This window comes from Blautia glucerasea (genome assembly GCF_013304385.1).
Classification (GTDB): Bacteria; Bacillota; Clostridia; order Lachnospirales; family Lachnospiraceae; genus Blautia_A; species Blautia_A ammoniilytica.
In genome coordinates this window covers 59,213-80,446 of sequence record NZ_JAAITU010000012.1, presented here as the reverse complement: position 1 = coordinate 80,446, position 21,234 = coordinate 59,213, and the positions used below count along the sequence as shown (strand labels likewise).

At 43.7% G+C, this 21,234-nt stretch carries 17 protein-coding genes and 1 riboswitch; of the genes, 2 read left to right on the top strand and 15 right to left on the bottom strand.

The window, feature by feature from the left end; all coding sequences use genetic code 11:
* Positions 1 to 307 precede the first annotated feature (307 nt).
* The 4 genes from G5B11_RS06840 to G5B11_RS06825 all read right to left on the bottom strand — a co-directional run bounded on the left by G5B11_RS06840 (position 308) and on the right by G5B11_RS06825 (position 3,064).
* Positions 308 to 724, bottom strand: coding sequence for a hypothetical protein (locus tag G5B11_RS06840; protein WP_173727325.1), 417 nt, complete (start codon positions 722 to 724; stop codon positions 308 to 310).
* 126 nt (positions 725 to 850) lie between these two features.
* Positions 851 to 1,546 carry an L-ribulose-5-phosphate 4-epimerase gene (locus G5B11_RS06835; protein ID WP_173727324.1) on the bottom strand — a complete coding sequence of 232 codons (696 nt, stop codon included), beginning with the start codon at positions 1,544 to 1,546 and terminating at the stop codon, positions 851 to 853.
* A gap of 544 nt (positions 1,547 to 2,090) precedes the next feature.
* Entirely contained in the window at positions 2,091 to 2,606 is a 516-nt protein-coding gene (locus G5B11_RS06830) for a cysteine hydrolase family protein (RefSeq protein ID WP_173727323.1), read from the bottom strand.
* Between the two features lie 68 nt (positions 2,607 to 2,674).
* Positions 2,675 to 3,064, bottom strand: a complete 390-nt coding sequence (locus G5B11_RS06825; RefSeq protein WP_173727322.1) for a PH domain-containing protein — start codon at positions 3,062 to 3,064, stop codon at positions 2,675 to 2,677.
* 375 nt (positions 3,065 to 3,439) lie between these two features.
* Here G5B11_RS06825 and nrdD point away from each other — a divergent pair, with 375 nt between their 5' ends.
* Both nrdD and nrdG read left to right on the top strand, forming a co-directional pair.
* Positions 3,440 to 5,629, top strand: a complete 2,190-nt coding sequence (gene nrdD, locus G5B11_RS06820) for an anaerobic ribonucleoside-triphosphate reductase (protein ID WP_158420392.1) — start codon at positions 3,440 to 3,442, stop codon at positions 5,627 to 5,629.
* A 32-nt stretch (positions 5,630 to 5,661) separates the two neighbouring features.
* Positions 5,662 to 6,162: an anaerobic ribonucleoside-triphosphate reductase activating protein gene (gene nrdG / locus G5B11_RS06815; RefSeq protein ID WP_158420393.1), complete on the top strand. Its 501-nt coding sequence runs from the start codon at positions 5,662 to 5,664 to the stop codon at positions 6,160 to 6,162.
* A gap of 115 nt (positions 6,163 to 6,277) precedes the next feature.
* On the opposite strand, the gene G5B11_RS06810 is transcribed toward nrdG, so the two are convergent.
* The 11 genes from G5B11_RS06810 to hisZ form a co-directional block, all read right to left on the bottom strand.
* Entirely contained in the window at positions 6,278 to 7,369 is a 1,092-nt protein-coding gene (locus G5B11_RS06810; RefSeq protein WP_173727335.1) for an ABC transporter ATP-binding protein, read from the bottom strand.
* Positions 7,366 to 8,421 (bottom strand): FecCD family ABC transporter permease, encoded by a 1,056-nt coding sequence (locus tag G5B11_RS06805; protein ID WP_244092937.1) that lies wholly within the window; start codon positions 8,419 to 8,421, stop codon positions 7,366 to 7,368. Before G5B11_RS06805 ends, G5B11_RS06810 begins: the two co-directional genes overlap by 4 nt.
* Positions 8,421 to 9,608: an ABC transporter substrate-binding protein gene (locus G5B11_RS06800; RefSeq protein ID WP_330603089.1), complete on the bottom strand. Its 1,188-nt coding sequence runs from the start codon at positions 9,606 to 9,608 to the stop codon at positions 8,421 to 8,423. Before G5B11_RS06800 ends, G5B11_RS06805 begins: the two co-directional genes overlap by 1 nt.
* Positions 9,609 to 9,631: 23 nt before the next feature.
* Entirely contained in the window at positions 9,632 to 12,340 is a 2,709-nt protein-coding gene (locus G5B11_RS06795; RefSeq protein WP_173727321.1) for a pentapeptide MXKDX repeat protein, read from the bottom strand.
* A 130-nt stretch (positions 12,341 to 12,470) separates the two neighbouring features.
* Positions 12,471 to 14,258 (bottom strand): Ig-like domain-containing protein, encoded by a 1,788-nt coding sequence (locus G5B11_RS06790; protein ID WP_173727320.1) that lies wholly within the window; start codon positions 14,256 to 14,258, stop codon positions 12,471 to 12,473.
* A gap of 188 nt (positions 14,259 to 14,446) precedes the next feature.
* A riboswitch (cobalamin riboswitch) is annotated at positions 14,447 to 14,675 on the bottom strand.
* Positions 14,676 to 14,799: 124 nt separating this feature from the next.
* Positions 14,800 to 16,230, bottom strand: a complete 1,431-nt coding sequence (locus G5B11_RS06785; protein WP_173727319.1) for a VanW family protein — start codon at positions 16,228 to 16,230, stop codon at positions 14,800 to 14,802.
* A 7-nt stretch (positions 16,231 to 16,237) separates the two neighbouring features.
* Positions 16,238 to 17,521: a bifunctional phosphoribosyl-AMP cyclohydrolase/phosphoribosyl-ATP diphosphatase HisIE gene (gene hisIE, locus G5B11_RS06780; RefSeq protein WP_442859927.1), complete on the bottom strand. Its 1,284-nt coding sequence runs from the start codon at positions 17,519 to 17,521 to the stop codon at positions 16,238 to 16,240.
* An 18-nt stretch (positions 17,522 to 17,539) separates the two neighbouring features.
* Complete coding sequence (gene hisB, locus G5B11_RS06775) at positions 17,540 to 18,127, bottom strand: imidazoleglycerol-phosphate dehydratase HisB (RefSeq protein ID WP_158420399.1); 588 nt, start codon at positions 18,125 to 18,127, stop codon at positions 17,540 to 17,542.
* Complete coding sequence (hisD, locus tag G5B11_RS06770) at positions 18,124 to 19,437, bottom strand: histidinol dehydrogenase (protein WP_173727317.1); 1,314 nt, start codon at positions 19,435 to 19,437, stop codon at positions 18,124 to 18,126. Before hisD ends, hisB begins: the two co-directional genes overlap by 4 nt.
* Positions 19,438 to 19,459: 22 nt before the next feature.
* Positions 19,460 to 20,095 carry an ATP phosphoribosyltransferase gene (hisG, locus tag G5B11_RS06765; protein WP_173727316.1) on the bottom strand — a complete coding sequence of 212 codons (636 nt, stop codon included), beginning with the start codon at positions 20,093 to 20,095 and terminating at the stop codon, positions 19,460 to 19,462.
* Positions 20,096 to 20,099: 4 nt separating this feature from the next.
* Positions 20,100 to 21,215: an ATP phosphoribosyltransferase regulatory subunit gene (hisZ, locus tag G5B11_RS06760; protein ID WP_173727315.1), complete on the bottom strand. Its 1,116-nt coding sequence runs from the start codon at positions 21,213 to 21,215 to the stop codon at positions 20,100 to 20,102.
* Positions 21,216 to 21,234 lie beyond the last annotated feature (19 nt).

The following is a 21,234-nucleotide window of genomic DNA, read 5'->3' as shown; positions in this document are numbered from 1 at the left end:
CCGAGGCATCATTTTCTAACATACTTAAGTATGATTCAGAAAAATACAGAGCAGTTATACAAAATATGTGTAACTACCCTGTATTTGGTGAGTTTTCTCCTGTGTTTCAAGGGAAAACAATAATTCTGTTATCTGTTATATCTTTTCTTTTTGCTTACAATTGCTGTGCTGATGGCTACACCGGCACTGGCAATCAACATAGCAAACCATAAAGGCACATTACTGGTATCACCTGTTTGGGGAATTGTGGTTTTTTCTGCTTTGGAGCTTGCTGTATCGCTTGTTTTAGGACCTTCCGTTTCACTTGTTATTGGTTTTTCCGTTTCTTCTGTATTCGGCTTGTTTTCGCTGGGGGGTATGGTCGGCGCAGGTTTACGCTTCCAGGTCGCTTCATATGTTGCATTTCGTCTGTTATATCTTCTTCTGTTTTACTTTCTCCTGAATTACCCTCTTCTGCACTACTTTCTTCTGTACTGCATTCTCCTGCTTTGCTTTCGTCTGCTTTGCTTTCGTCTGTTACACTCTCTTCGGTTCTGTTTTCTCCCGGTGTACTTTCCTGCTCTGACATCTGAGTCTTTTCTGCTATGGTATCCTTATCTTCCGCAGCAACCGTAGTATCCTCAGTTGCAAATGCTGTTGCAGGCATCACAGACAACAACAGGCAGCCTGTGAGCAAAACAGACAAGCACCGGACCTTTCCCTTCTTTCTTTTTTCATTTTTCATAACCAGCCACCATTCTTCCTTTCATTCATAGCTATACTTTTTTGTCTACTCTAATTATAGCATTAGCTCTGCTGGTTGGAAAAGTGTTTTTTAGAGGTTGTTATGTAAAAAGAAAAAATATTTCACTTATCTCTTAATCTGTCCATAATAGGCATTTTTGCCATGCTTCCTGTAATAATGCTTATCCTGCAGTTCCTGGGGTGCCGGTTTTACATGCGAATTGATCAGCTCACAGCGACACGCCATCTTAGCAACTTCCTCAAGCACAACAGCATTATGCACGGCTTCATGAGCATCCTTACCCCAGGTAAAAGGTCCGTGATTCTTGCAGAGCACAGCAGGTACAGCTTCATAATCAAGTTGTTTGAAATGCTCTGCGATCAGAACACCTGTATTTTTTTCATAAGCTTCATCGATTTCCTCTTTTGTCAGGTTACGCACACATGGAACCTCTCCATAAATATAATCTGCATGTGTTGTACCATAGCATGGAATGGATCTGCCGGCCTGAGCCCAGCTGGTTGCCCACTCAGAATGTGTGTGCACGATTCCTCCGATATTCGGGAATTCATTATACAAAACCACATGTGTAGGAGTATCAGAAGAGGGATTATATTCACCTTCTACTTTATTTCCATCAAGGTCAACTACTACCATGTCTTCTGGCCTTAGCTTATCATACTCTACACCACTGGGCTTGATTACAAAAAGTCCTTTTTCACGATCAATACCACTAACATTACCCCAGGTAAAAGTGACCAATCCATATCTGGGAAGATCCATATTTGCTCTGTAAACTTCTTCTTTTAATTTTTCAAGCATACTCGTTCTCTCCTTTTCACACAACGTAAGCCATCGTTTCCGGTAAATACATGGTTATCTTGGAAATCCTGCTCCAAAAAAATTCAACATCTTTTCACCTCGTCTCATATCTTCAAGTAAAGTACTTGTTATATACTATATCAGTTACTGCTTTTTCAGACAAGACTTTGTAATACTGGATATGACTTAATCCATAGAAAAACAAAAAGTTAAATACAGAACGTTCTTATTCATCGCCACCAATGGATTTCTGTTACAAGAAGCAATACAATACTAAGAATCAAGATGGGCACCCTGAATTTCACTATTTTCTTCCCCAATTTTACCATCATAAAATTTTCACTTCCTTCTATATTTGTCTATATTTTTCTTGATTATATCTTAGGCTTTCTCTTAACAACAACAAACAATCCCCCTGTTTTGTCAAAAAACCAGACAAATATATATGGTTTTCCTAATAAAAATATTTCCGATCAACCTACCTTTTATGTCTGACATAAAAAGAGCCGCTGTGCTTTTACAGCGGCCTTCCAATTCTCTCATATTATATTACTTTTATCTGGCAAGCCTTCATAGCCTCCAGCGCCTGCTCATGGCTCTTGGGCGTCACACCTGCGCAGCAGAGGGAATCCACAATAATTGGCACCTCCGGCAAAAATGCTTTCAGCAGCATAGCATTGGAGATCACGCAGATATCTGTACAAAGACCAACCAGGGTAATACTGTGGATAGTCTGGGATTTATGAAATTCCTTTAGAACCTTTCCTAATGTTTCGCTGCCAAATGTTGGCTTGTCAATAGGACCGGATTCCAGAAGCTCTGCGATCTCATCCCTGATCTCCCAGCCGTATGTCCCACGGATGCAGTGCTCCACAGGAAGCATTCTTCCCTCCTGGGTCTGAAGATAATCACCGCTGTGAGTATCTCTGGTAGCCAGCACCAGGCCGTTGAAATTCTTTATCTTGTCCACCACATTAGGCACGATTGCTTCCGCTTCTGGTGTGCCTAGGGCTCCGTCAATAAAATCATTCTGCATATCGATCACAACTAAAATGTCCATATTCATCCTCCGTGTTTCACATGCCATCCCAGATACCATATGCTTCCTGGAACTGCTGTCTGCCAATCCTATCTGCAGCTATCTGTCTGGGCCATTTTGCTGATGCCCGGATTGCCGTCAAGATGCTGGGTATTCAATGTTTTTCTTTTCAGTCTTTCCTGCTCAGACTGTTTCAGGATGTAATCCTTGATTTCTTTTGCGTGCCTGATATGCAGCAGTTTAAGATCCGGATCTGTTACATCTCCGGTAAAGCAATGAATGGTGCCAAGCCCAAGCATCCGCTCAAACAGGCGGGTCTCAAGACGAACATCAATCACCTTATATAAATAACAGTCATTCTCTTCTTTTTTTAATAAACCTGAATCTACAGTTATGATCTCATCTGTTACAGTATAAGAAGTAAAAGTCCATGGTAAGCCCAAAAACAACAAGGAACGCTTTTTTTCTTTGTAAGTCATAGTCATATCTCCCTTCCTTTGCCATTGATTCCATCATGTAAATCTAAAAAACAGATGCATCACTGCACCCAAAAGCATATCGTAACGGTCCATTACCCTTACAATTACCTTCTGAATAGTTACAGCAAATCAATGGATCAGTAAAAATGTACCTTATTTTTGATGAACTGTCAATGCTTGCTGTATAAGCTCCAATGTTTTTTGTGAGTATTGCCATATTCTCACCTGAATTTTCGTAAAGGATTCTTTGCGATTTAGGCTTGACTTTTCTCTGAAAACCTGTAATATAGATATTGCAACATTTGTACTATATTTAGTTGCCAACCAGACAATTATACACAATATATAGGTATATAAAAGAAAGGAAGGGAAAGCATGGAAACAGAGATCAGAACAAATGTTATCAAGCGAAATGGCGAAGAAGTGATCTTCGACAAAAGCAAAATCATAAATGCGATCAAGAAAGCCAATGAAGAGGTTCCGAAGATCCATCAGCTCAGCGAATTCCAGATCATGGCAGTTGCCGAGACTGTGGCTTCCAGAGCCCTGGCTGCCTCTCATGCAGTCAATGTAGAAGATATCCAGGATATGGTAGAGACTGGCATTATGGAGATGCGTGGTTACGAAGTAGCACAGAAATATGTACGCTATCGTTACAAAAGAGAACTTACCCGCAAATCCAATACTACAGATGATAATATCCTCTCCCTGCTGGATCAGATCAATGAAAACGCCAAGCAGGAGAACTCCAATAAGAATCCTACTATCAACTCCACCCAGCGTGATTATATGGCAGGTGAAGTAAGCAAGGATCTTACTATGCGTGTGTTGCTTCCCGAAGATATTGTACGTGCACATGAAGAAGGGATTATCCATTTCCATGATTCAGATTATTATGCCCAGAGGGAACACAACTGCGATCTGATCAATCTTCAGGATATGCTTCAAAACGGTACTGTGATCAGCCAGACCATGATCGAGAAGCCACACAGTTTTTTCACAGCATGTAATGTTACCACCCAGATCGTTGCACAGGTAGCCAGCAACCAGTATGGCGGTCAGTCCTTTACCCTGGCTCATCTGGCTCCATTTGTAGATATTAGTCGTCAGAAGCTTCGCAAGAAAGTTGTAGCGGAACGTATCGCCTGTGGAGAGTCCATGGATGAAGAGATCATTGACAAGATCACAGAGCGCAGACTGAAAGACGAGATCCAGAGTGGTATCCAGACGATCCAGTATCAGCTGATCACACTGATGACCTGTAATGGACAGGCTCCATTTGTTACCATCTTCATGTATTTGGATGAAGTGCCGGAAGGCCGCACCAGAGATGACCTTGCCATGATCATTGAGGAAGTTATGGCACAGCGTATGCAGGGTGTTAAGAATGAGCGTGGTGCCTGGATCACTCCTGCATTCCCTAAACTGATCTATGTGTTGGATGAAGATAATATTACAGAAGATTCCAGATACTGGTATCTTACAGAATTAGCTGCCAAATGTACTGCCAAACGTATGGTTCCGGATTATATTTCCGCCAAGATCATGCGGGAACTGAAGGGAGGCAATGTTTACCCATGCATGGGCTGCCGCTCTTTCCTGACAGTAGAGGACTCTCAGCGTAATGCAGATGGTTCTTACAAGTTCTATGGCCGTTTTAATCAGGGTGTTGTTACCATCAATCTGGTAGATGTAGCCTGCTCTTCCGAAGGCAATATGGACCGTTTCTGGCAGATCCTGGATGAACGTCTGGAGCTTTGCCACCGTGCACTCCGCTGCAGACATGAACGTCTTCTTGGTACTGTTTCGGATGTAGCACCTATCCTGTGGCAGTATGGTGCACTTGCCAGACTTCAGAAGGGTGAAACCATTGACAAGCTTTTATATGGCGGCTACTCCACTATTTCACTTGGATATGCAGGTATCCACGAAATGTGTGTACGAATGACAGGCAAATCCCATACGGATCCGGAAGCCCGCCCCTTTGCCCTTCAGGTTATGCAGCGTTTAAATGACAAATGTGCCCAGTGGAAAGCAGCTGAAAATATCAGTTATTCCGTATATGGTACTCCTATGGAATCTACCACTTATCGTTTTGCTAAATGCCTGCAGAAACGCTTTGGTATCATCCCAGGCGTAACAGACCGTAATTATATTACCAACAGCTATCATGTTCACGTAACAGAGGAAATAGACGCTTTCACCAAGCTGAAGTTCGAGGCCGCATTCCAGAAGTTATCTCCTGGCGGTGCTATCAGTTATGTAGAAGTTCCAAATATGCAGAATAACATCCCTGCTGTTTTATCTGTTATGAAATTCATTTATGACAACATCATGTACGCAGAATTAAATACCAAAAGCGATTACTGTGACATCTGCGGTTATGACGGAGAGATCCTGATCAAAGAAGATGACAATGGCAAACTGATCTGGGAATGCCCTAAATGCGGTAACCGTGATCAGAATAAAATGAGTGTAGCCCGCAGGACCTGCGGATACATTGGCACCCAGTTCTGGAATCAGGGTCGTACCCAGGAGATTAAGGATCGTGTGCTTCATCTGTAAAACTGATTATCTGTTCCAAAGGAGATTATATCATGCATTATGGTACTATTAAGCCATATGACATTGCCAATGGCACCGGCGTTCGTGTAAGCCTGTTTGTTTCCGGCTGCCGTCATCATTGTAAAGGCTGCTTTAATTCCGAAACCTGGAACTTTGATTATGGACAGCCCTTTACAGAAGCAACACACAGATCCATCATAGAGTTTATGAAGCCTTCATATATAGAAGGCTTCTCTCTTCTTGGCGGTGAGCCTTTCGAGCCTGAGAACCAGCAGGTTCTTGCAGGTCTTCTGAAGGATATCCGCAAGACCTATCCGGACAAAACCATCTGGTGCTACACCGGTTATCTCTACGATGTGGATCTGATCCCGGGAGGTAAGGTCTATACCCCATTTACAGAAGAAATGCTTTCCTGTATAGATGTTCTTGTAGATGGTGAATTTGTAGAAGCTTTGAAAGACATTTCCCTTGCCTTCCGAGGCAGCAGCAACCAGCGGATCCTGCATTTACAAGAAATTCGTAAGCAGGCATAAGTATAGCATATAAAATATCAGATCAAAAAGATCCTGTACCAACTCCGCAGCTTATCATTTCTGCGAATTGATACAGGATCTTCTTTTGTGGTCAAATGTTTGTCCCCTCTGACCTTTAAGCCATCCCCAGTCTTCTTGCTTCTTTGATCAAGTCAAACAGGCGATGGTTACAGGTTCCTTCCGGCACATCTGTAACGATCACACGCTGACATTTCTTCATTAGAGCCAGTGCCTGCTCATAGGTTTCCTTTGATATGTCAGAAAAAGGCTGCTCTGTAACTGTTTGTGCGGCCAGTTCTTTGGCTAATCGATAATCAATATCATTGGTATAAAGGATGCCTGCTGCAAATGGTATCCCCTCTTTTTGAAGGGAACGGTAAACCGGAATCCCGCTTCCTGCCCCAGAAATCACAAACACCTTTGGCTCCCCTTCCGGTCTTGGAAGTTCAATACTTCCAAAAACAGGATCATAAAAGCCATTGTTAATCTCATACAAATCCCTGATGATCTCTTCTTTAAAAATCTCCTCCGGAACCCCGTAATGGGAAATCTGCTCTCCCTTTACACAGATGATCTTATCTGCAATTTTCTGGGCAAGATCGATCTCATGAAGAGACATAACCACTGTGATCCCTTTTTCCTTTGCCATAGAACGAAGAATGGATAAAAGATCCAGCTTATGACGGATATCCAGAAATGAGGTAGGCTCATCCAGAATGATCATATCCGGTTCCTGACAAATTGCCCTTGCAAGCAACACTCTTTGTCTCTGACCGTCACTGATAGCATTAAAATCCCTGCCGCCTAGCTCCACTGCATGGACAGCCTTCATCGCCTGATCCACTTTGTCTTCATCTTCTCTTGAAAGCACGCCAAGTCTTCCTGTATAAGGATAACGCCCTGTAGCAACAATATCATGACAGGTCATCAGTTCCGGACGGATCCTTTCAGTAAGTACCACTGCCATTTCTGTAGACAAGGTCTTATAAGATAATCCCTGCAGATCCCTGGAGGCAATATAGACTCTCCCGCCGATCAGTTCCAGCTGCCTGGTAATACTTTTCAAAATAGTAGATTTACCAGATCCGTTAGGCCCGATGAGAGTAACGATCTCACCTTTTTCAATGTTAATATTAATATCATGGATCAGGGGCTGTTTGTGATAACCTACTGCCAGATCCTTCATCTGAAAATAATAATCCATCAGGCCTGCCTTCCTTTCTTGCGGAGCATCATTACGATTACTACCGGGGCACCGAAAATAGATGTTACTGTACTGATATTCAGTTCCAGTGGTGAAAAGGCCATTCTGGCGATCAGGTCACACATCATACAGAACACAGCGCCTCCCAGGAACACGCCTGGAATCACCACAAGCGGCCTGGCCGTTTTCAATGCCAGCTTTACCAGATGAGGCACTGCGATTCCCACAAATGAGATCGGTCCGGCAAAAGCAGTAACACATCCGGAAAGGATACTGGATAAAAGGATCAGGGCGATCTTAAATACTTTAATATTTACACCCATGCTCTGGGCATAAGCTTCTCCAAGCTGGAATGCACCAATAGGCTTTGCCATGAAAAACAGGATCAAAAAGGTAATCCCTATGATAATGGCAGAAACCTGCACATTGCTCCAGCTCATTCCGGAAAAACTGCCCTGGGACCATCCATGAAGATTTACAATGTCCGAATCCTCCGCAAAAGTGATCACAAAATCTGTGATGGCAGAACAGATATATCCGATCATGATTCCGGCTACCAGAAGGGTGGCCATGCTGTGCAGCCTTCTGGAAAACAGAAGGATAAAAGCCACCGATATAAGCGAACCAATAAAAGCCGCCACAACCAGTGTATAGGAAGAAACCACATGGAATCTTTGAAGGAATACGATCATAGTCAAAGCAACCATCATCTTCGCTCCGGAGGAAATCCCAAGCACAAACGGACCTGCAATAGGATTTGAAAAAAAGGTCTGTAATAAAAATCCGGAAAGAGAAAGCCCTCCTCCCAGGATGGCTGCCATCAGGATCCTGGGAAAACGGATTTTCCAAATAATATTGTATGCTGTAGCATCACCGCTTTTGGTAAAAATGATTTTGAAAATATCCGGGACTGATATGTGTACACTTCCTGTGTTAATATTCAGTACAGTGATCAGGCAAAATGCAAAGATCAGGCCTATAAAAACCACAGCATATCTGGATCGTCTCCGGAAATTTTCCATATGAAAGCTTGTATTTTCTGTTGATCTCTCCATCAGCTCACCCTTGTAAGGAAGGTCATATCCTTCTCATCTCCGTCTGTCAGCATCAGATGCACATCCTTGATCAGTTCTCCTACAATGTCTGTAGCCTGATACAGCTGTTTGCCTGTACACCACACATTACCATCTTTTACTGCCTTGAAATCTGCAAACAGATCGCTTTTTGCAAGAAGATCGTCAATGCTTGTAATAGGGCTGTCAATGGATGCATTATAAATAAGGTAGTCTGCATTCACCGCCTGATTATAGAATTCCTCCATGGTAAGGCGGACAGAAGATCCTGTGCCTTCTGTATTTTTCAGATCAGGAAAAATATATCTTCCCCCTGCAATCTCGATCATCTTGGGAATATAGTCATCACTGGTACGAACTACTGCGGATCCATCCGTATTGATATAGAAATAAGCAACGGTTTTCTCTGTGTTGGTAAACCCGCTTAAATCCTCGATCACCTTTGCCTGATCATCAAAGAATGCCGCTGCTTCCTTCTCTTTACCAAGCAGCACGCTGTAAAGCTTCACCCATTCCGTTCTTCCCAGCGGATGTGTTTCATAACTAGAGTGATCGATCATAACCGGGATCCCCAGTTCTTTGATCATCTCAGCCACCTTTGGAGAATGAAGGATCATGGTAGATTCAATAGCAAGATCACAATCCTCATTGATCAGAAGCTCATAATCCGGTTCATCATATTTTCCTGCAAAAAGGATCTTTCCATCTTCCATAGCCTGAGCTGCTTCATCTACGTACCAGCCGGAGGCCTGTGTGCCTGAAAGGCGGATACTGTCCAGCCCGTCAATGGCATTAAACAGAGCCATTGCTGAAGTTGCAGCCAGGTAGATCCTGGAAACCGGCTTCTGGATCACAGTAATGCTTTTGTCCATATCTGCCGGAGCTTCTTTGCCTTCCGGAACCACAAGGAACTGACCGTCATCTTTAATATCGATCAGCGCATATCCGTCATTGTAATAAAACACATGAAAACACTGCGCATATTTCAGTTCCATTTCTGACTCATAGGTAAGTCCAGGGATCTGAGGTGCCTCATCCTTAAACTCCTCATCCGCTGCTGTGTCTGAAGCAATTTCTTCTGCCATTACAGGGATGCCTGCTGTAGTAAATGCCATCACAGCAGTAAGCAAGACAGCACATATCCTCTGTTTCATTTTTTTATTAAACATGGATCTGTTTCTCCTTTCTGTTGTTATTTCACATCAAAGATTGTCTTGTAAACTTCTTCCCATTCTGCCACTGCCTCATCATTTTCTTCATCTGAAGATCGGTCAACGATGAACGGGATCTCAAGAAGTGCAAATCTCTGGGCAGTGCTCCTTAGTTCTTCTGTTTTTGCATCCAGATCCTCTTCTGTCTTAGGAAGGATATCGGATGGCAGAATAGCAAGGGTACACTGGCTTTTCAGCATCGTCTTATAATCCAGGTCTGTATAAGTCCCTGTGCTTTCCAAAGTTCCTGCTTCCACAGCAGATGACAGAGCTTCAGGAAGATCGGTAAGGTCTGATCCTATCATGGAAATCTTGTCTGTCAATCCCAGCTTATCCATGGCCTCCGCTGCATTTGCAGAGTCCACATAAGTTTTCTCTACAGGCTTCCGGATCAGGATCACATCTTTATCAAGACCTGCCGGAACATCTGCATCTTCCGGAACGATCAGATATTTGATCACATTTCCCATATAAAGCTGTTCGATCTTATCCCCTGTAGACTCTGCAGGAGCAGAAGAACCGCTCTCCTCTTCAGGAGCTGCTGCCATGGATTGTTCCTCATCAGAAGTCACAGCTGCTGTTTCTTCGTCCTCAGATACTGCTGCAGTTTCTTCATTGCCTGCTGCTGTTTCTTCTGTATTTGCTTCGCCTTCTGCTTGAACAGATTCTTTTGTACGGGCAGTATCAGTGGTCATATCCACCTCAAGAAGTGTAATGTCATTTTCATAATGATACACTTTCAGGTGTTTTGCATGTTCCAAAGTAGTTTCATCCTTGTACTCAAGACCGGTGATCTCCGGTGCTTTGTCGTCCAGCTTTTTATTACCAGTGGAAACCATACTGTCAGAAGAAGATGGATTTTCTTTGTCTTTGTCGCTTTTGTTGTCTGCACCATTCAAATATACAAATATACTATATTGGATCTCATGAGGCACAGACATTCTGGTGGTCATACCAATGATAGAATTATTTTTATTTAAGGCTACAGGAATCACAAATGTAGAACCGCCGCCGCTGTGATCTGGATAGTACATATTTCCGTTAGCTTTCACATAGCCATATGCATCACTGCTAAAGGTAATGGTCGCATATGCCTGACCGCCTGTAATGGAAACCTTGCTGCAGCTGATCTGCACCTTACCGGTTCCACCGGACCAGGAGAACTTATCCGGTACGTAGGAACCGTCCTTCAGCCCTGTAGAGCTGTCCACCTTAGATGTACCGCCGCTAAGATCGGATTTGTATTTAGATTCCTTGTCCACATCCTTTCCCGGTGTTTGTACCTTATTGTTTTTCTTGTTTTTATCTTTTTTGTCTTTTTTATTTTTATCCTTTTTATTGTTTTTCTTTTTGTCATCCTTCTTTTTGTTCGGATCACTGTTATTATCCTTATTTTCCTGTTCTGGATTGGATGGATCCTCCTGAACATCCAGATCTGCGATCTTTTCCAAAGTACCGGAATTAAAAGTAAGGATACGGTCATACCACAGATTATGGCTCTTGGAATGTCCGGCTACTGCAATGCCTGTATCCAGGGCAGAAACAGGTACCGGATATGTGTATTTGCCTGCTGCATTTGGAGTAAAAGGAATCCAGGTGGAGCGGTCAGCCTGATCTGCTTCTTCTTTTGTGCCCATAAACAGATAATCATAGCCTACGCCGCTAAGTGTAAGGATTGCTGTCATCACACCATCTTTGGAGGTAAGCTGACAGTCTACCACACGGAACATAAATGCGCTGGAGGTAACATTGATCTTATATACTCCATTTGGAATAGCCGGAGCTGGTGTCTGAGTTGGGGTTGGAGAAGGTATCTGGGTCGGCTCTGGGATAGCGGTCGGTTCCGGTATGGCAGTAGGCTGGGGACTATCTGTGGGCTGTGGTATACTGGTGGGAGCCGGCACCACATCCGGGACTGTGATGGTACAGTCTTTGGCTGTATACCATTTGATCTCTCCGCCGTTATTACTGTTTCCCGGCACCACATAAAGAACCTGATTTTTCATTTCTGCAGGAACATCAAAGGTAAAGCGATAGGTTCCATCTGTATCAGCAGTTCCTGGTATTACCTTTGATTTATTTGCATCTTCTTTTTTTCCTACATACAGTCTGTCAAACACACTGTCATTGCCTTTCACCACCAGGGTGATCTTGTCTTCAGCCGCTGTATAATCAGCAATACTTGGGATGAACTCTTTATCCTTGAAAATATCTTCCTCTTCCGGATCTTTTTCCTCCGGGTCTTTTTCTTCCGGATCTTTTTTCTCTGTATCTTCCTTTTCAGGATCTTTCTTTTCTGAGTCTTTAGATTCTGTATCTTTCTTTTCAGTATCTTTCTTTTCAGTATCCTTCTTTTCAGTATCTTTCTTTTCAGTATCCTTCTTTTCAGTATCCTTCTTTTCTGATTCCTTTTCCTGGGAATCTTTCTTTTGCGGATCTTCTCCTTCAGAGTCTTTAGACTCATTAACAGCTTCCTTTTTATCGGTTTCTGCATTATTTAGTGCTTCTTTTTCTGGCACAACTGTAGGTGAAACAGATATCTCCGGCATTTCTGATGGCTGGGGAGCCAGGGAAATGGCAGGGATCTGATCACTGTTCTCCTGATTCTCACCAAAAGCTGCCACAGCTGGAGTGACGGACATGGCAGCGGTTAAAAAAAGTGCAAGAAATCTTGTTGAATTACGTTTCATATGAATCTCCTCTGTTAAACAGGAATCTGCCCTGCAAAATATTGTGCCACACAATGCTTCACAGGACAGTTTTCTTTATCTGTATCTACTATTGTTTATTTGTAACTGTAAAAATACGGAACATTTACATTTATTTTACTTTTACTGTGCAGGTTGCTTTCTGCTTGCCTACAGTAACAGTGATCTTAGCAGTTCCTTTTTTCAGGGCTTTTACTTTTCCCTTGGAATCTACGGTTGCCACTTTCTTGTTGCTTGACTTAAATGCTGCTTTCTGTCCAGTTGTTTTGGGAGTGGTTGTTACTTTTAATTTGGCAGACTTGCCAGCCTTTAAGGTAAGAGCGCTCTGTACCTTTACACTGGTGCATGGATCCACAACAGAAACCTTCACGGTTGCCTTCTTGCCGTTTGCTGTTACTGTAATCGTAGCTTTGCCGGCTTTCTTTGCAACGATCTTACCTGTCTGGTCTACTGCTGCCACATTCTTATTGGAAGATTTCCATTTCAGGGTTGTGGTTGCACCTGTTGGATTCACTTTATAAGAAACATAAGTCTGAGTTCCCTTATTCATGGTAAGGGCTGCCTTTTTCATCTTAAGGGATTTTACTTTTACTGCTTTTTTTGATACTGTTACAGCAATGGTCTTTTCCTTTGATCCTGCTTTTACAGTAATCTTGGTCTTACCTGCTGCTTTTGCAGTGATCTTACCAGCATCGTTTACTGTAGCAACGGAAGGATTCTGGGAAGTGTATACCACCTTGTCTGTGGTATTTGCAGGTGCTGCAATGGCACTGACTGTCCTGGAGGCTCCTGCCTTTAAGGTAAGTTTGGAAACAGAAACCTTTAATGAAGTTGCTACAACTGCTGCAGGTGTGGGAGCCGGCGTCTCAGTAGGTGTTGGTGTAGCAGTAGGTGCCGGTGTAGCAGTAGGTGCCGGTGTCTCATTCAATGTTACATGAAGAGTATAGGCGATCTCATGTGCCATGCTCATACCTGTAGTCAGTGCAAGGATCTTCACATCTTCATTCAGGTCAACCGGGATCCTGTATGTAACGCCGGAAGTATTCACTGTACCGTTAAATAACTGATTATTTGCCTTTACATAAACATATTTCTTGCTGCTGAATGTAACATCTGCAAATGCCTTGCCATTTTCAACAATAACCTGTGGACAGGTAATTGTCACTTTACCTGTACCGCCGGCAGCTGTGAAATTCTCCGGTGTATATGTACCATCCGGAAGTGCTGTGCTGTTATCTACAGGATCTGTAGCAGCTGCAAGAAGCTTGGAGGAGTTGAAGGTGATCGTGTAATCTTTCCATTTATTTCCCTTGACAGTATGTGCAGCCACATTGATAACCTTATCCAGTTTGGCAACTGCAAACGGTCCGAATACATACTGTTCTTTACCATTACTATCCTTTACTACAGATGAATAAGTCATCTGATTAGCAGTATCTGCCTCTGCCGCCTCTGCTGTTCCAAAATAAAGCTTATCCCTGCCAGTGCCGGAAAGAGTAATGGTAGCTGTCATTACTCCATCTTTGTCACTATATAAAGTAGCTGCTACTACCCGGAACATTGTGCCAGTACAGGTAACTCCCGGTGCAGCTGCATCAGAAAAATCAAAGGTATAATATCCCTGTGCTGCAACGGTTCCCGGATTCTCTGCATCTTCAGCTACCGGTGCGGATTCCTCCGGATAAGCGGTAAATGCACCATCTAATACATCAGGGGTCACTTCCTCCTGGTCTGTAAACTCAGCAAAATCTGCTTCCTCAGACTCATCAAAAGCCTCATCCTCTGTTACATCCTGTACATCCACTTCTGCTGCAAGATCTTCCCCAAATGCAGGAAGCACACTCCCTGTTGTCATTGCAGCGCAAAGAAGCATTGCAAGAATGATTTTTCGTTTTTTCATGATCTTTTATCCTCCTGTTATTTCCAATCAATTTGAATGAAGACATGTACTGCTGTACAAAAAAGAAGCCTGCTTCCGGCTTGGAAACAGGCATCACAATTGCTCATATCATTATATGCATAGCCAAAAAACATATGTGCAATAAAACAATACAAGAAATAGCAATGAATCGCTTTCGTCGGAAGCTTCCATCTTCAGCATTCACAGCAGGTTTCCTGGCTCACAGATCAACAGATATCTGCTCCTTCTCAAGAAGAGACGGCTTCCATAAGTCCTATCGGATCCAGGCTTCTTCTCAATGGTCCCTGCAGTATCCTCCCTGCTCACAGTGACCGGATCGTTCAGGACTTCCACCTGATTCCCTTTAACAGCCGGAATCGTTGCCTCCTGGCTGACACTGTAAACGGTCTTTATTCATTTCCTGTATTATAGCAAAAGTATTTTTTGAAATCAATACGATTTCCTTTAAAATTGTGAAAAATCAAACAAAATCACACATTCTTATGATGCCTGTTTACAGCTCTGTAGCCGCCACGCAAGATCAGCTGATGTAATGGCTGCTGCAGATTTCCTCCGTTTCCAGCAGATTTCCATCCTGGTCATATACATGACGATAAGTTTTGTAGCTTTGTGCATCCAGCTGCTGGGTAGTCACCTTTACTGTATTGGAATTTGTTTTTGTACCATAGATCTTCACATTAACGGAACCATCTGCATAAGTGGCAGAGATCCGGATAGGATACTCAGTATTATTGCAAAACTGAAAGTCAGGATCTCCCCAGGATACAGCAGCATCCAGCCCAGCCGGCACATAATCTACCCTGCCGGAATGATTGGTACGCTTTACAATTTCCAGATCTGCATATAGGCATGCATTAAACAAGGTGGTGGAAACCTGACAGATGCCTCCGCCGATCCCTTCTGCATGCTGTCCGTTTACAAACACACCGGCAGCCTTATACCCTCTTTCGGCTGTACGCTCTCCTAAGGTTTCATTGTAAGAAAAGGTCTCACCAGGCATCAGTTCAATTCCATCAATTGCCTTTGCAGCAAGAGTCAGATTGGTGATCCGGTTGTCAGTACCGCCTCCATAAGTATTATAGCTTCCCAGTACATCCCGGAATACCCGGCTGGTCAGATCCCCGGTTGTCACCTCCGGCAAGATCTGTTCAAAAGCCACTGTAAACACACTGCCTTCTTTGGCCTGTCCATATTCTTTGACCGCCTTTGCAACATCAAAGGATATCCCTGTCCTGGAAGGAACGATCTCATAATCATTCTTTTCATCCATATATGCATCTTCCGGCTCCTGATAGATCTGCCTATAATAAGCCTTGAAATCCGGCTCCTCTGGTGTAACACTGATGGTTGCACACTGGATCTGTGTATCAAGATCCAGGCTGGCAGCTGCATGCAGGAGCTGCTCCTTTAAAGCATCTGTATCTGCCTTAATACCAGTTTTTCCCTTCTTTATGATCAGACTGTCGTCTGTTATCCGGCATACAGGCTGTACCACTGTATCTACCTTTTCGATTTCCATATAAGAAATCACAGAAGACACTGTCTCCGGATGGGTCACCTGGGGAAGAAGCGTGATCTCTTCTGCATTATCATCTGTCATCAGACGTATCCGGTCCAGACCTCTTTTATACCAGGCACCATGGCCAAGCTGATAGGCCTGCTCCACCACTTCCCCGGGATCTATGCCAAGCATAGGAAATATGTAAGCTTGATAAACTTCGTCGGACAGGTTCACCTGGATAGCCTTATCCTCATAAGTTTCTTTAAAATCTGCCAGGATCGCTTCTCTGGCCTGGGCTTTTGTCTTTCCCTGGATGGAAATCCCATTGACCTGAACATATTTCCAGATCACGGAATCATTTAGAAGTACACACCAGACCAGATACAATACGGCTGCCAGAAACACTGCAGCCGCTGTAATACTGAAAGCTTTTTTTGCTTTTCTTTTCATATGTAAATCACCGTCTGGCAAGTTCCCTGGTAATGTCCTCCCAGGTAACGCCCTTCTCCACCATTAATACCATTGCATGATACAAAAAATCGGAAATCTCGTATTTAATCTCCTCTTTATCCGGATTCTTTGCAGCAATAACGATCTCCGTACACTCCTCACCTACTTTTTTCAGGATCTTGTCGATTCCCTTGTCAAAAAGATAATTAGTATAAGAGCCTTCCTTTGGATGCTTCTTCCTGTCCATGATCACATCATACACATCCTGAAATACATGAAGTGGATTGGTGTCATCATACTCCTTTTTCATAAGAGGCTGGAAGAAACAGCTTCTGCTGCCTGTATGGCATGCTGCACCTACCTGATCCACCTTTGCAAGGATAGTATCATTGTCACAGTCAAGGGTGAGAGACTTTACATACTGGAAATGTCCGGAGGTAAGGCCTTTCGTCCAAAGCTCATTTCTGCTTCTGCTCCAGTAAGTCATCCTTCCTGTTTTCAAAGTGGTTTGGAATGCCTGCTCATTCATATAAGCTACCATCAGCACTTCATCTGTCTTATAATCCTGAACAACCACAGGAATCATCCCGTCACTGTTCAGCTTAAATTCACTCCAGGCAATATTACTTTCGTAGGTATTTACAGGAATCCCCATACCTTTGCATCTGTCCTTAAAATCCAACAGTTCCTTTTCTATATTGCTTACAAAGGCACCGGAAACACCGCTTACAGCGTCTGACCCAAGAAGCTTAGTAAGCTTCTCTTCATCCTGTTCATCAGTATGAAGGATCACAGGGATGGAGGAAATCTCAGCCACCTGATCCTGCACCATATCCAGGGCAAGCACTGCAGATGCATAATTCTCGATCAGTTCTTTATTTGCAGTAAATTCTTCAATGGAAGAAATACATACAACCATCTTTTCTTTCCCAAAACGTTTGGATACCTCTTCCAGAAGCTTTACATTGCTCTCCTTGGAAAAGTTCAGCACAGCACAGGCACAGCCTGCGTAGATCAGCTTTTTCACATCTTCCATACGCTTAATATTGCCGGCAGCCATTACCGGAACTTCAGAAGCTGCACAAATGTCGCGGATCTTGCCGATGGCTTTGTCATGCTCCTCGTCCTGAGAGGAGAAGTCAAATACAAGCAGTTCATCACCGCCGTTATCGCTGTAAAACCTTGCCAGCTTTTCCACATCTCCGTCACCTAACAGATTTCTCTGTCCGAAACCAGTTACTGCCTTTTCAGACTGAAGGTAAAGGCAGGGAATCAATTTTTTCTTCATGATTTATTTTTATTCTCCTTTTTATAGGCTTCCTTTTGTAGATAAAACATCTGTAATACGGGGATCAAAGGATACAGCCATATCCAGGGCTTTTGCAAAGCTTTTAAACATAGCTTCTGCCATATGATGGCTGTTGCCAGGGGTAAGTACCTTAATATGAAGGTTCATCTGTGCACTGTAAGAAACTGCATAGAAAAACTCACGCACCATCTCTGTAGACATGCCCCCTATCTTCTCTGTGGGAAACTGTGCGTCCCAGGAAAAATAAGGCCTGCCGCACAGATCTACTGCACAAAGCACCAATGTTTCATCCATGGGAAGGATAAAGCTGCCATACCTGCGGATTCCTTTTTTGTCTCCCACTGCTTCCCGGATCACAGAGCCAAGGACGATCCCGGTATCTTCGATGGTATGATGGTCATCCACCTGAAGATCCCCCTGCACACGCAGCTGAAGATCAAAAAGGCCATGTCTTGTAAATCCCTCCAGCATGTGATCAAAAAATCCGATACCTGTAGAAATATCTGAAACTCCGGTTCCGTCCAGATTCAGCTTCATCTGGATCTGTGTCTCTTTGGTATTTCTCTGTGCCAAAACCTCTCGTATCATAATGAATCCCCTTCATCTTCTTTTTCAAAACGTACTGCTATAGAATTGGCATGTGCTGTCAGCTGCTCAGCAGTTGCAAACTGTACAATATCCTTATGGATCTCCTTTAATGCCTCTCTGGAATAATATACTATACTGGATTTCTTAATAAAATCGTCCACAGAAAGTGCAGAGAAAAACTTGGCTGTTCCGTTGGTTGGGAGCACATGGTTTGGTCCTGCAAAATAATCTCCCAAAGGCTCGGAGCTGTATTCTCCGATAAAGATAGCTCCTGCATTACGGATCTTCATCATGACCTCAAAGGCATTGGCTGTTACGATCTCCAGATGCTCAGAAGCGATCTCATTAGCAGCTTCGATAGCCTCATCCATATCCTCTGCGATCAGGATATAGCCAAAGTTCTCCAGGGATTTCTCGATAATCTCTCTTCTTGATAACACCTTCAGGTATCCTTCGATTTCTGATTGAACCTTCTTTGCCAGCTCTGTACTGGTAGTGATCAGAATGGCAGAAGCCATCTCATCATGCTCTGCCTGGGACAAAAGGTCTGCCGCTACATAATGGGGATTAGCTGTATCATCTGCAAGAACCAGGATCTCACTTGGGCCGGCTACGGAATCAATGCTTACATGTCCATATACAGCCTTTTTGGCAAGTGCAACAAAAATATTGCCAGGACCTACGATCTTATCTACCTTAGGGATGCTTTCTGTACCAAAAGCCATCGCTGCAACAGCCTGGGCGCCGCCCACCTTATAGATCACATCTGCGCCGGCTTCCCTTGCAGCAACCAGTGTGGTAGGATAAACCTTCCCATCTCTTCCCGGAGGGGTACACATCACAATATTAGGAACTCCTGCAACCTTAGCAGGAACAATATTCATCAGTACAGAAGACGGATAAACTGCCTTGCCCCCAGGTACATAAACGCCCACCCTGTAAAGTGGAGTTACCTTCTGACCCAGCATAGTACCGTTTTCTGAGCTTGTAAACCAGCTGTTCTGCCTTTGCTTCTCATGATAGGTACGGATATTTACCAGTGCCTTACGGATCACTGCAAGAAGGGACGGGTCTACCTGCTCATATGCTTCTTTGATCTCTTCTTCCGTTACCTTTATATTCTCTGCTGTAATATCGGCTTTATCGAATTCCTTCGTATAGCCAAAAAGAGCCTGATCTTTCTCCTGCTTAACTTTATCCAGGATCTGAGCAACTGCCATCTCATACTTTCCGTAACTGGAAGGACTTCTCTTTAACAGATTCTCAAGGATATCTTTGGTGGATTCTTTTGTTAATGTTACTGTACGCATTGGTTTATCATTTCCTTTCCTATCAGATCACTTTACGCAGGTCATTGATCAGCTTCCGGATACGTTCATCTTCCATTTTCATGCTTACCTGATTAACTACCATCCTGGCAGACAAAGGGCATACCTCTTCTAAAACCTTTAACCCATTCTCACGAAGAGTGCTTCCGGTCTCTACAATATCTACGATCACCTCAGATAGTCCTACAATAGGAGCCAGCTCAATGGATCCGTTCAGCTTGATGATCTCCACTGTCTGGTGCTTCTTGTTGTAGAAATAATCCTTAGCGATCACAGGATACTTGGTAGCAACCCGGATCAGCTGGTTGGAATCCAGAAGCTTCCGTGCACTTTCAGGCCCGCATACGCACATCCTGCAGGCACCAAACTTCAGATCCATCACCTCATAAAGCTTCCTGCCTTCTTCCATAATGGTATCTTTACCAACGATCCCGATATCAGCAGCACCGTATTCTACATAAGTAGGCACATCCGGTCCTTTTGCAAGGAAAAATTTAAGCTTCAGATCTTCATTGACAAATATCAGCTTCCTGGAATCCTTATCCCGCATTTCCTCGCAGGTAATGCCGATCTTTTCAAACATATCCATTGTCTTTGATGCAAGGCGCCCTTTTGTTAGGGCAAATGTCAGATATCTCACTGTTCTAGTCCTCCTTCCCAGGTCTGAGTGCTATGTTTTTGCCCTGGCTGCGAAGCTGTTGTGCCTGCCGGATGGCTTCTTTGCGTCCTTCCGGTTTGTAGGTGATCACTTCCACAGTATCCTCCACAGGGATCTGCAGCTTCTGTCTGGAAAGAGCAGTTAAAAGACTGTCTACAACAATGGCAAATCCAATAGATGGTGCAGCCTTCCCGAAATGCCTAAGAAGGTCATTGTACCGGCCTCCCTTTACAAGCGGCTCGCCTGTACCATAAGTATATGCCTGGAAAATAATGCCTGTATAATAATGATATTTACTTACCATAGCAAAGTCAAAAGAAATATATTTCTCATAACCGTAAATCTTCAGGATCTGGTAAATCTCTTCCAGTCTTGCCACAGCCTGAAGGGCTTTTGGCTCCTGAGTGAGGGCTTTTGCCTTCTCAAGTACATCAGAAGACCCAAACATACGCGGCAGCTGTGCCAGTGCATTGCCAACCTTCTGGTCAATCCCAAGACGTTCTACCAGCTCTTCTACACCAAAATAATTCTTCATGGAAACAAGGCTGCGAAGCTGCTCCTCATCTTCAGGGCTCATCCTGGCCTGCTCAAGAAGAGAGCGGAAATAATCCACCTGTCCCACACTCACCTGAAAATCTGTAAGGCCGGAAGCCAGAAGGCACTCCACAGTCATTGCCAGAAGCTCTGCATCTGCTTCCGCAGAATCGTCACCCATTCGCTCAACACCCATCTGAGTGGACTCTTTCAGCCTGCCCTGATAACTGGAATTATTAATAAAAGTGTTGCCTGTATAGCAAAGGCTTACCACTTCCTTTTCAGGAGAAAAATAAGTGGCACAGGCTCTTGCTACAGACGGGGTAAAATCAGGACGCAGCACAAGAGTATTGCCTTCTCTGTCAAAAAATTTATAAAGATCTTTAGAAGGGATCGTACCTACTTCCCTGCTGAATACTTCAAAATATTCAAAACCAGGTGTTTCAATATCTTCATAGCCATATCTGCGGAACACGCAGTGTAGTTTCTCCTGCAGGCTCCGTTTCTGGCTGCATTCGTCATTATATATGTCCCGGACTCCTTCCGGCGTGTGAAATATACGCTGCATCTTATATTTACCTCCATTT

Bases quoted from the DNA above. Each gene is read 5' to 3' on its own strand.
- hisZ (WP_173727315.1), bottom strand. From the start codon at position 21,215: ATGCAGCGTATATTTCACACGCCGGAAGGAGTCCGGGACATATATAAT.
- G5B11_RS06825 (WP_173727322.1), bottom strand. From the start codon at position 3,064: ATGACTTACAAAGAAAAAAAGCGTTCCTTGTTGTTTTTGGGCTTACCA.
- hisB (WP_158420399.1), bottom strand. From the start codon at position 18,127: ATGATACGAGAGGTTTTGGCACAGAGAAATACCAAAGAGACACAGATC.
- nrdG (WP_158420393.1), top strand. From the start codon at position 5,662: ATGCATTATGGTACTATTAAGCCATATGACATTGCCAATGGCACCGGC.
- G5B11_RS06785 (WP_173727319.1), bottom strand. From the start codon at position 16,230: ATGAAAAGAAAAGCAAAAAAAGCTTTCAGTATTACAGCGGCTGCAGTG.
- G5B11_RS06830 (WP_173727323.1), bottom strand. From the start codon at position 2,606: ATGGACATTTTAGTTGTGATCGATATGCAGAATGATTTTATTGACGGA.
- G5B11_RS06795 (WP_173727321.1), bottom strand. From the start codon at position 12,340: ATGAAACGTAATTCAACAAGATTTCTTGCACTTTTTTTAACCGCTGCC.
- G5B11_RS06840 (WP_173727325.1), bottom strand. From the start codon at position 724: ATGAAAAATGAAAAAAGAAAGAAGGGAAAGGTCCGGTGCTTGTCTGTT.
- nrdD (WP_158420392.1), top strand. From the start codon at position 3,440: ATGGAAACAGAGATCAGAACAAATGTTATCAAGCGAAATGGCGAAGAA.
- G5B11_RS06800 (WP_330603089.1), bottom strand. From the start codon at position 9,608: ATGTTTAATAAAAAAATGAAACAGAGGATATGTGCTGTCTTGCTTACT.
- hisD (WP_173727317.1), bottom strand. From the start codon at position 19,437: ATGCGTACAGTAACATTAACAAAAGAATCCACCAAAGATATCCTTGAG.
- G5B11_RS06805 (WP_244092937.1), bottom strand. From the start codon at position 8,421: ATGGAGAGATCAACAGAAAATACAAGCTTTCATATGGAAAATTTCCGG.
- G5B11_RS06835 (WP_173727324.1), bottom strand. From the start codon at position 1,546: ATGCTTGAAAAATTAAAAGAAGAAGTTTACAGAGCAAATATGGATCTT.
- G5B11_RS06790 (WP_173727320.1), bottom strand. From the start codon at position 14,258: ATGAAAAAACGAAAAATCATTCTTGCAATGCTTCTTTGCGCTGCAATG.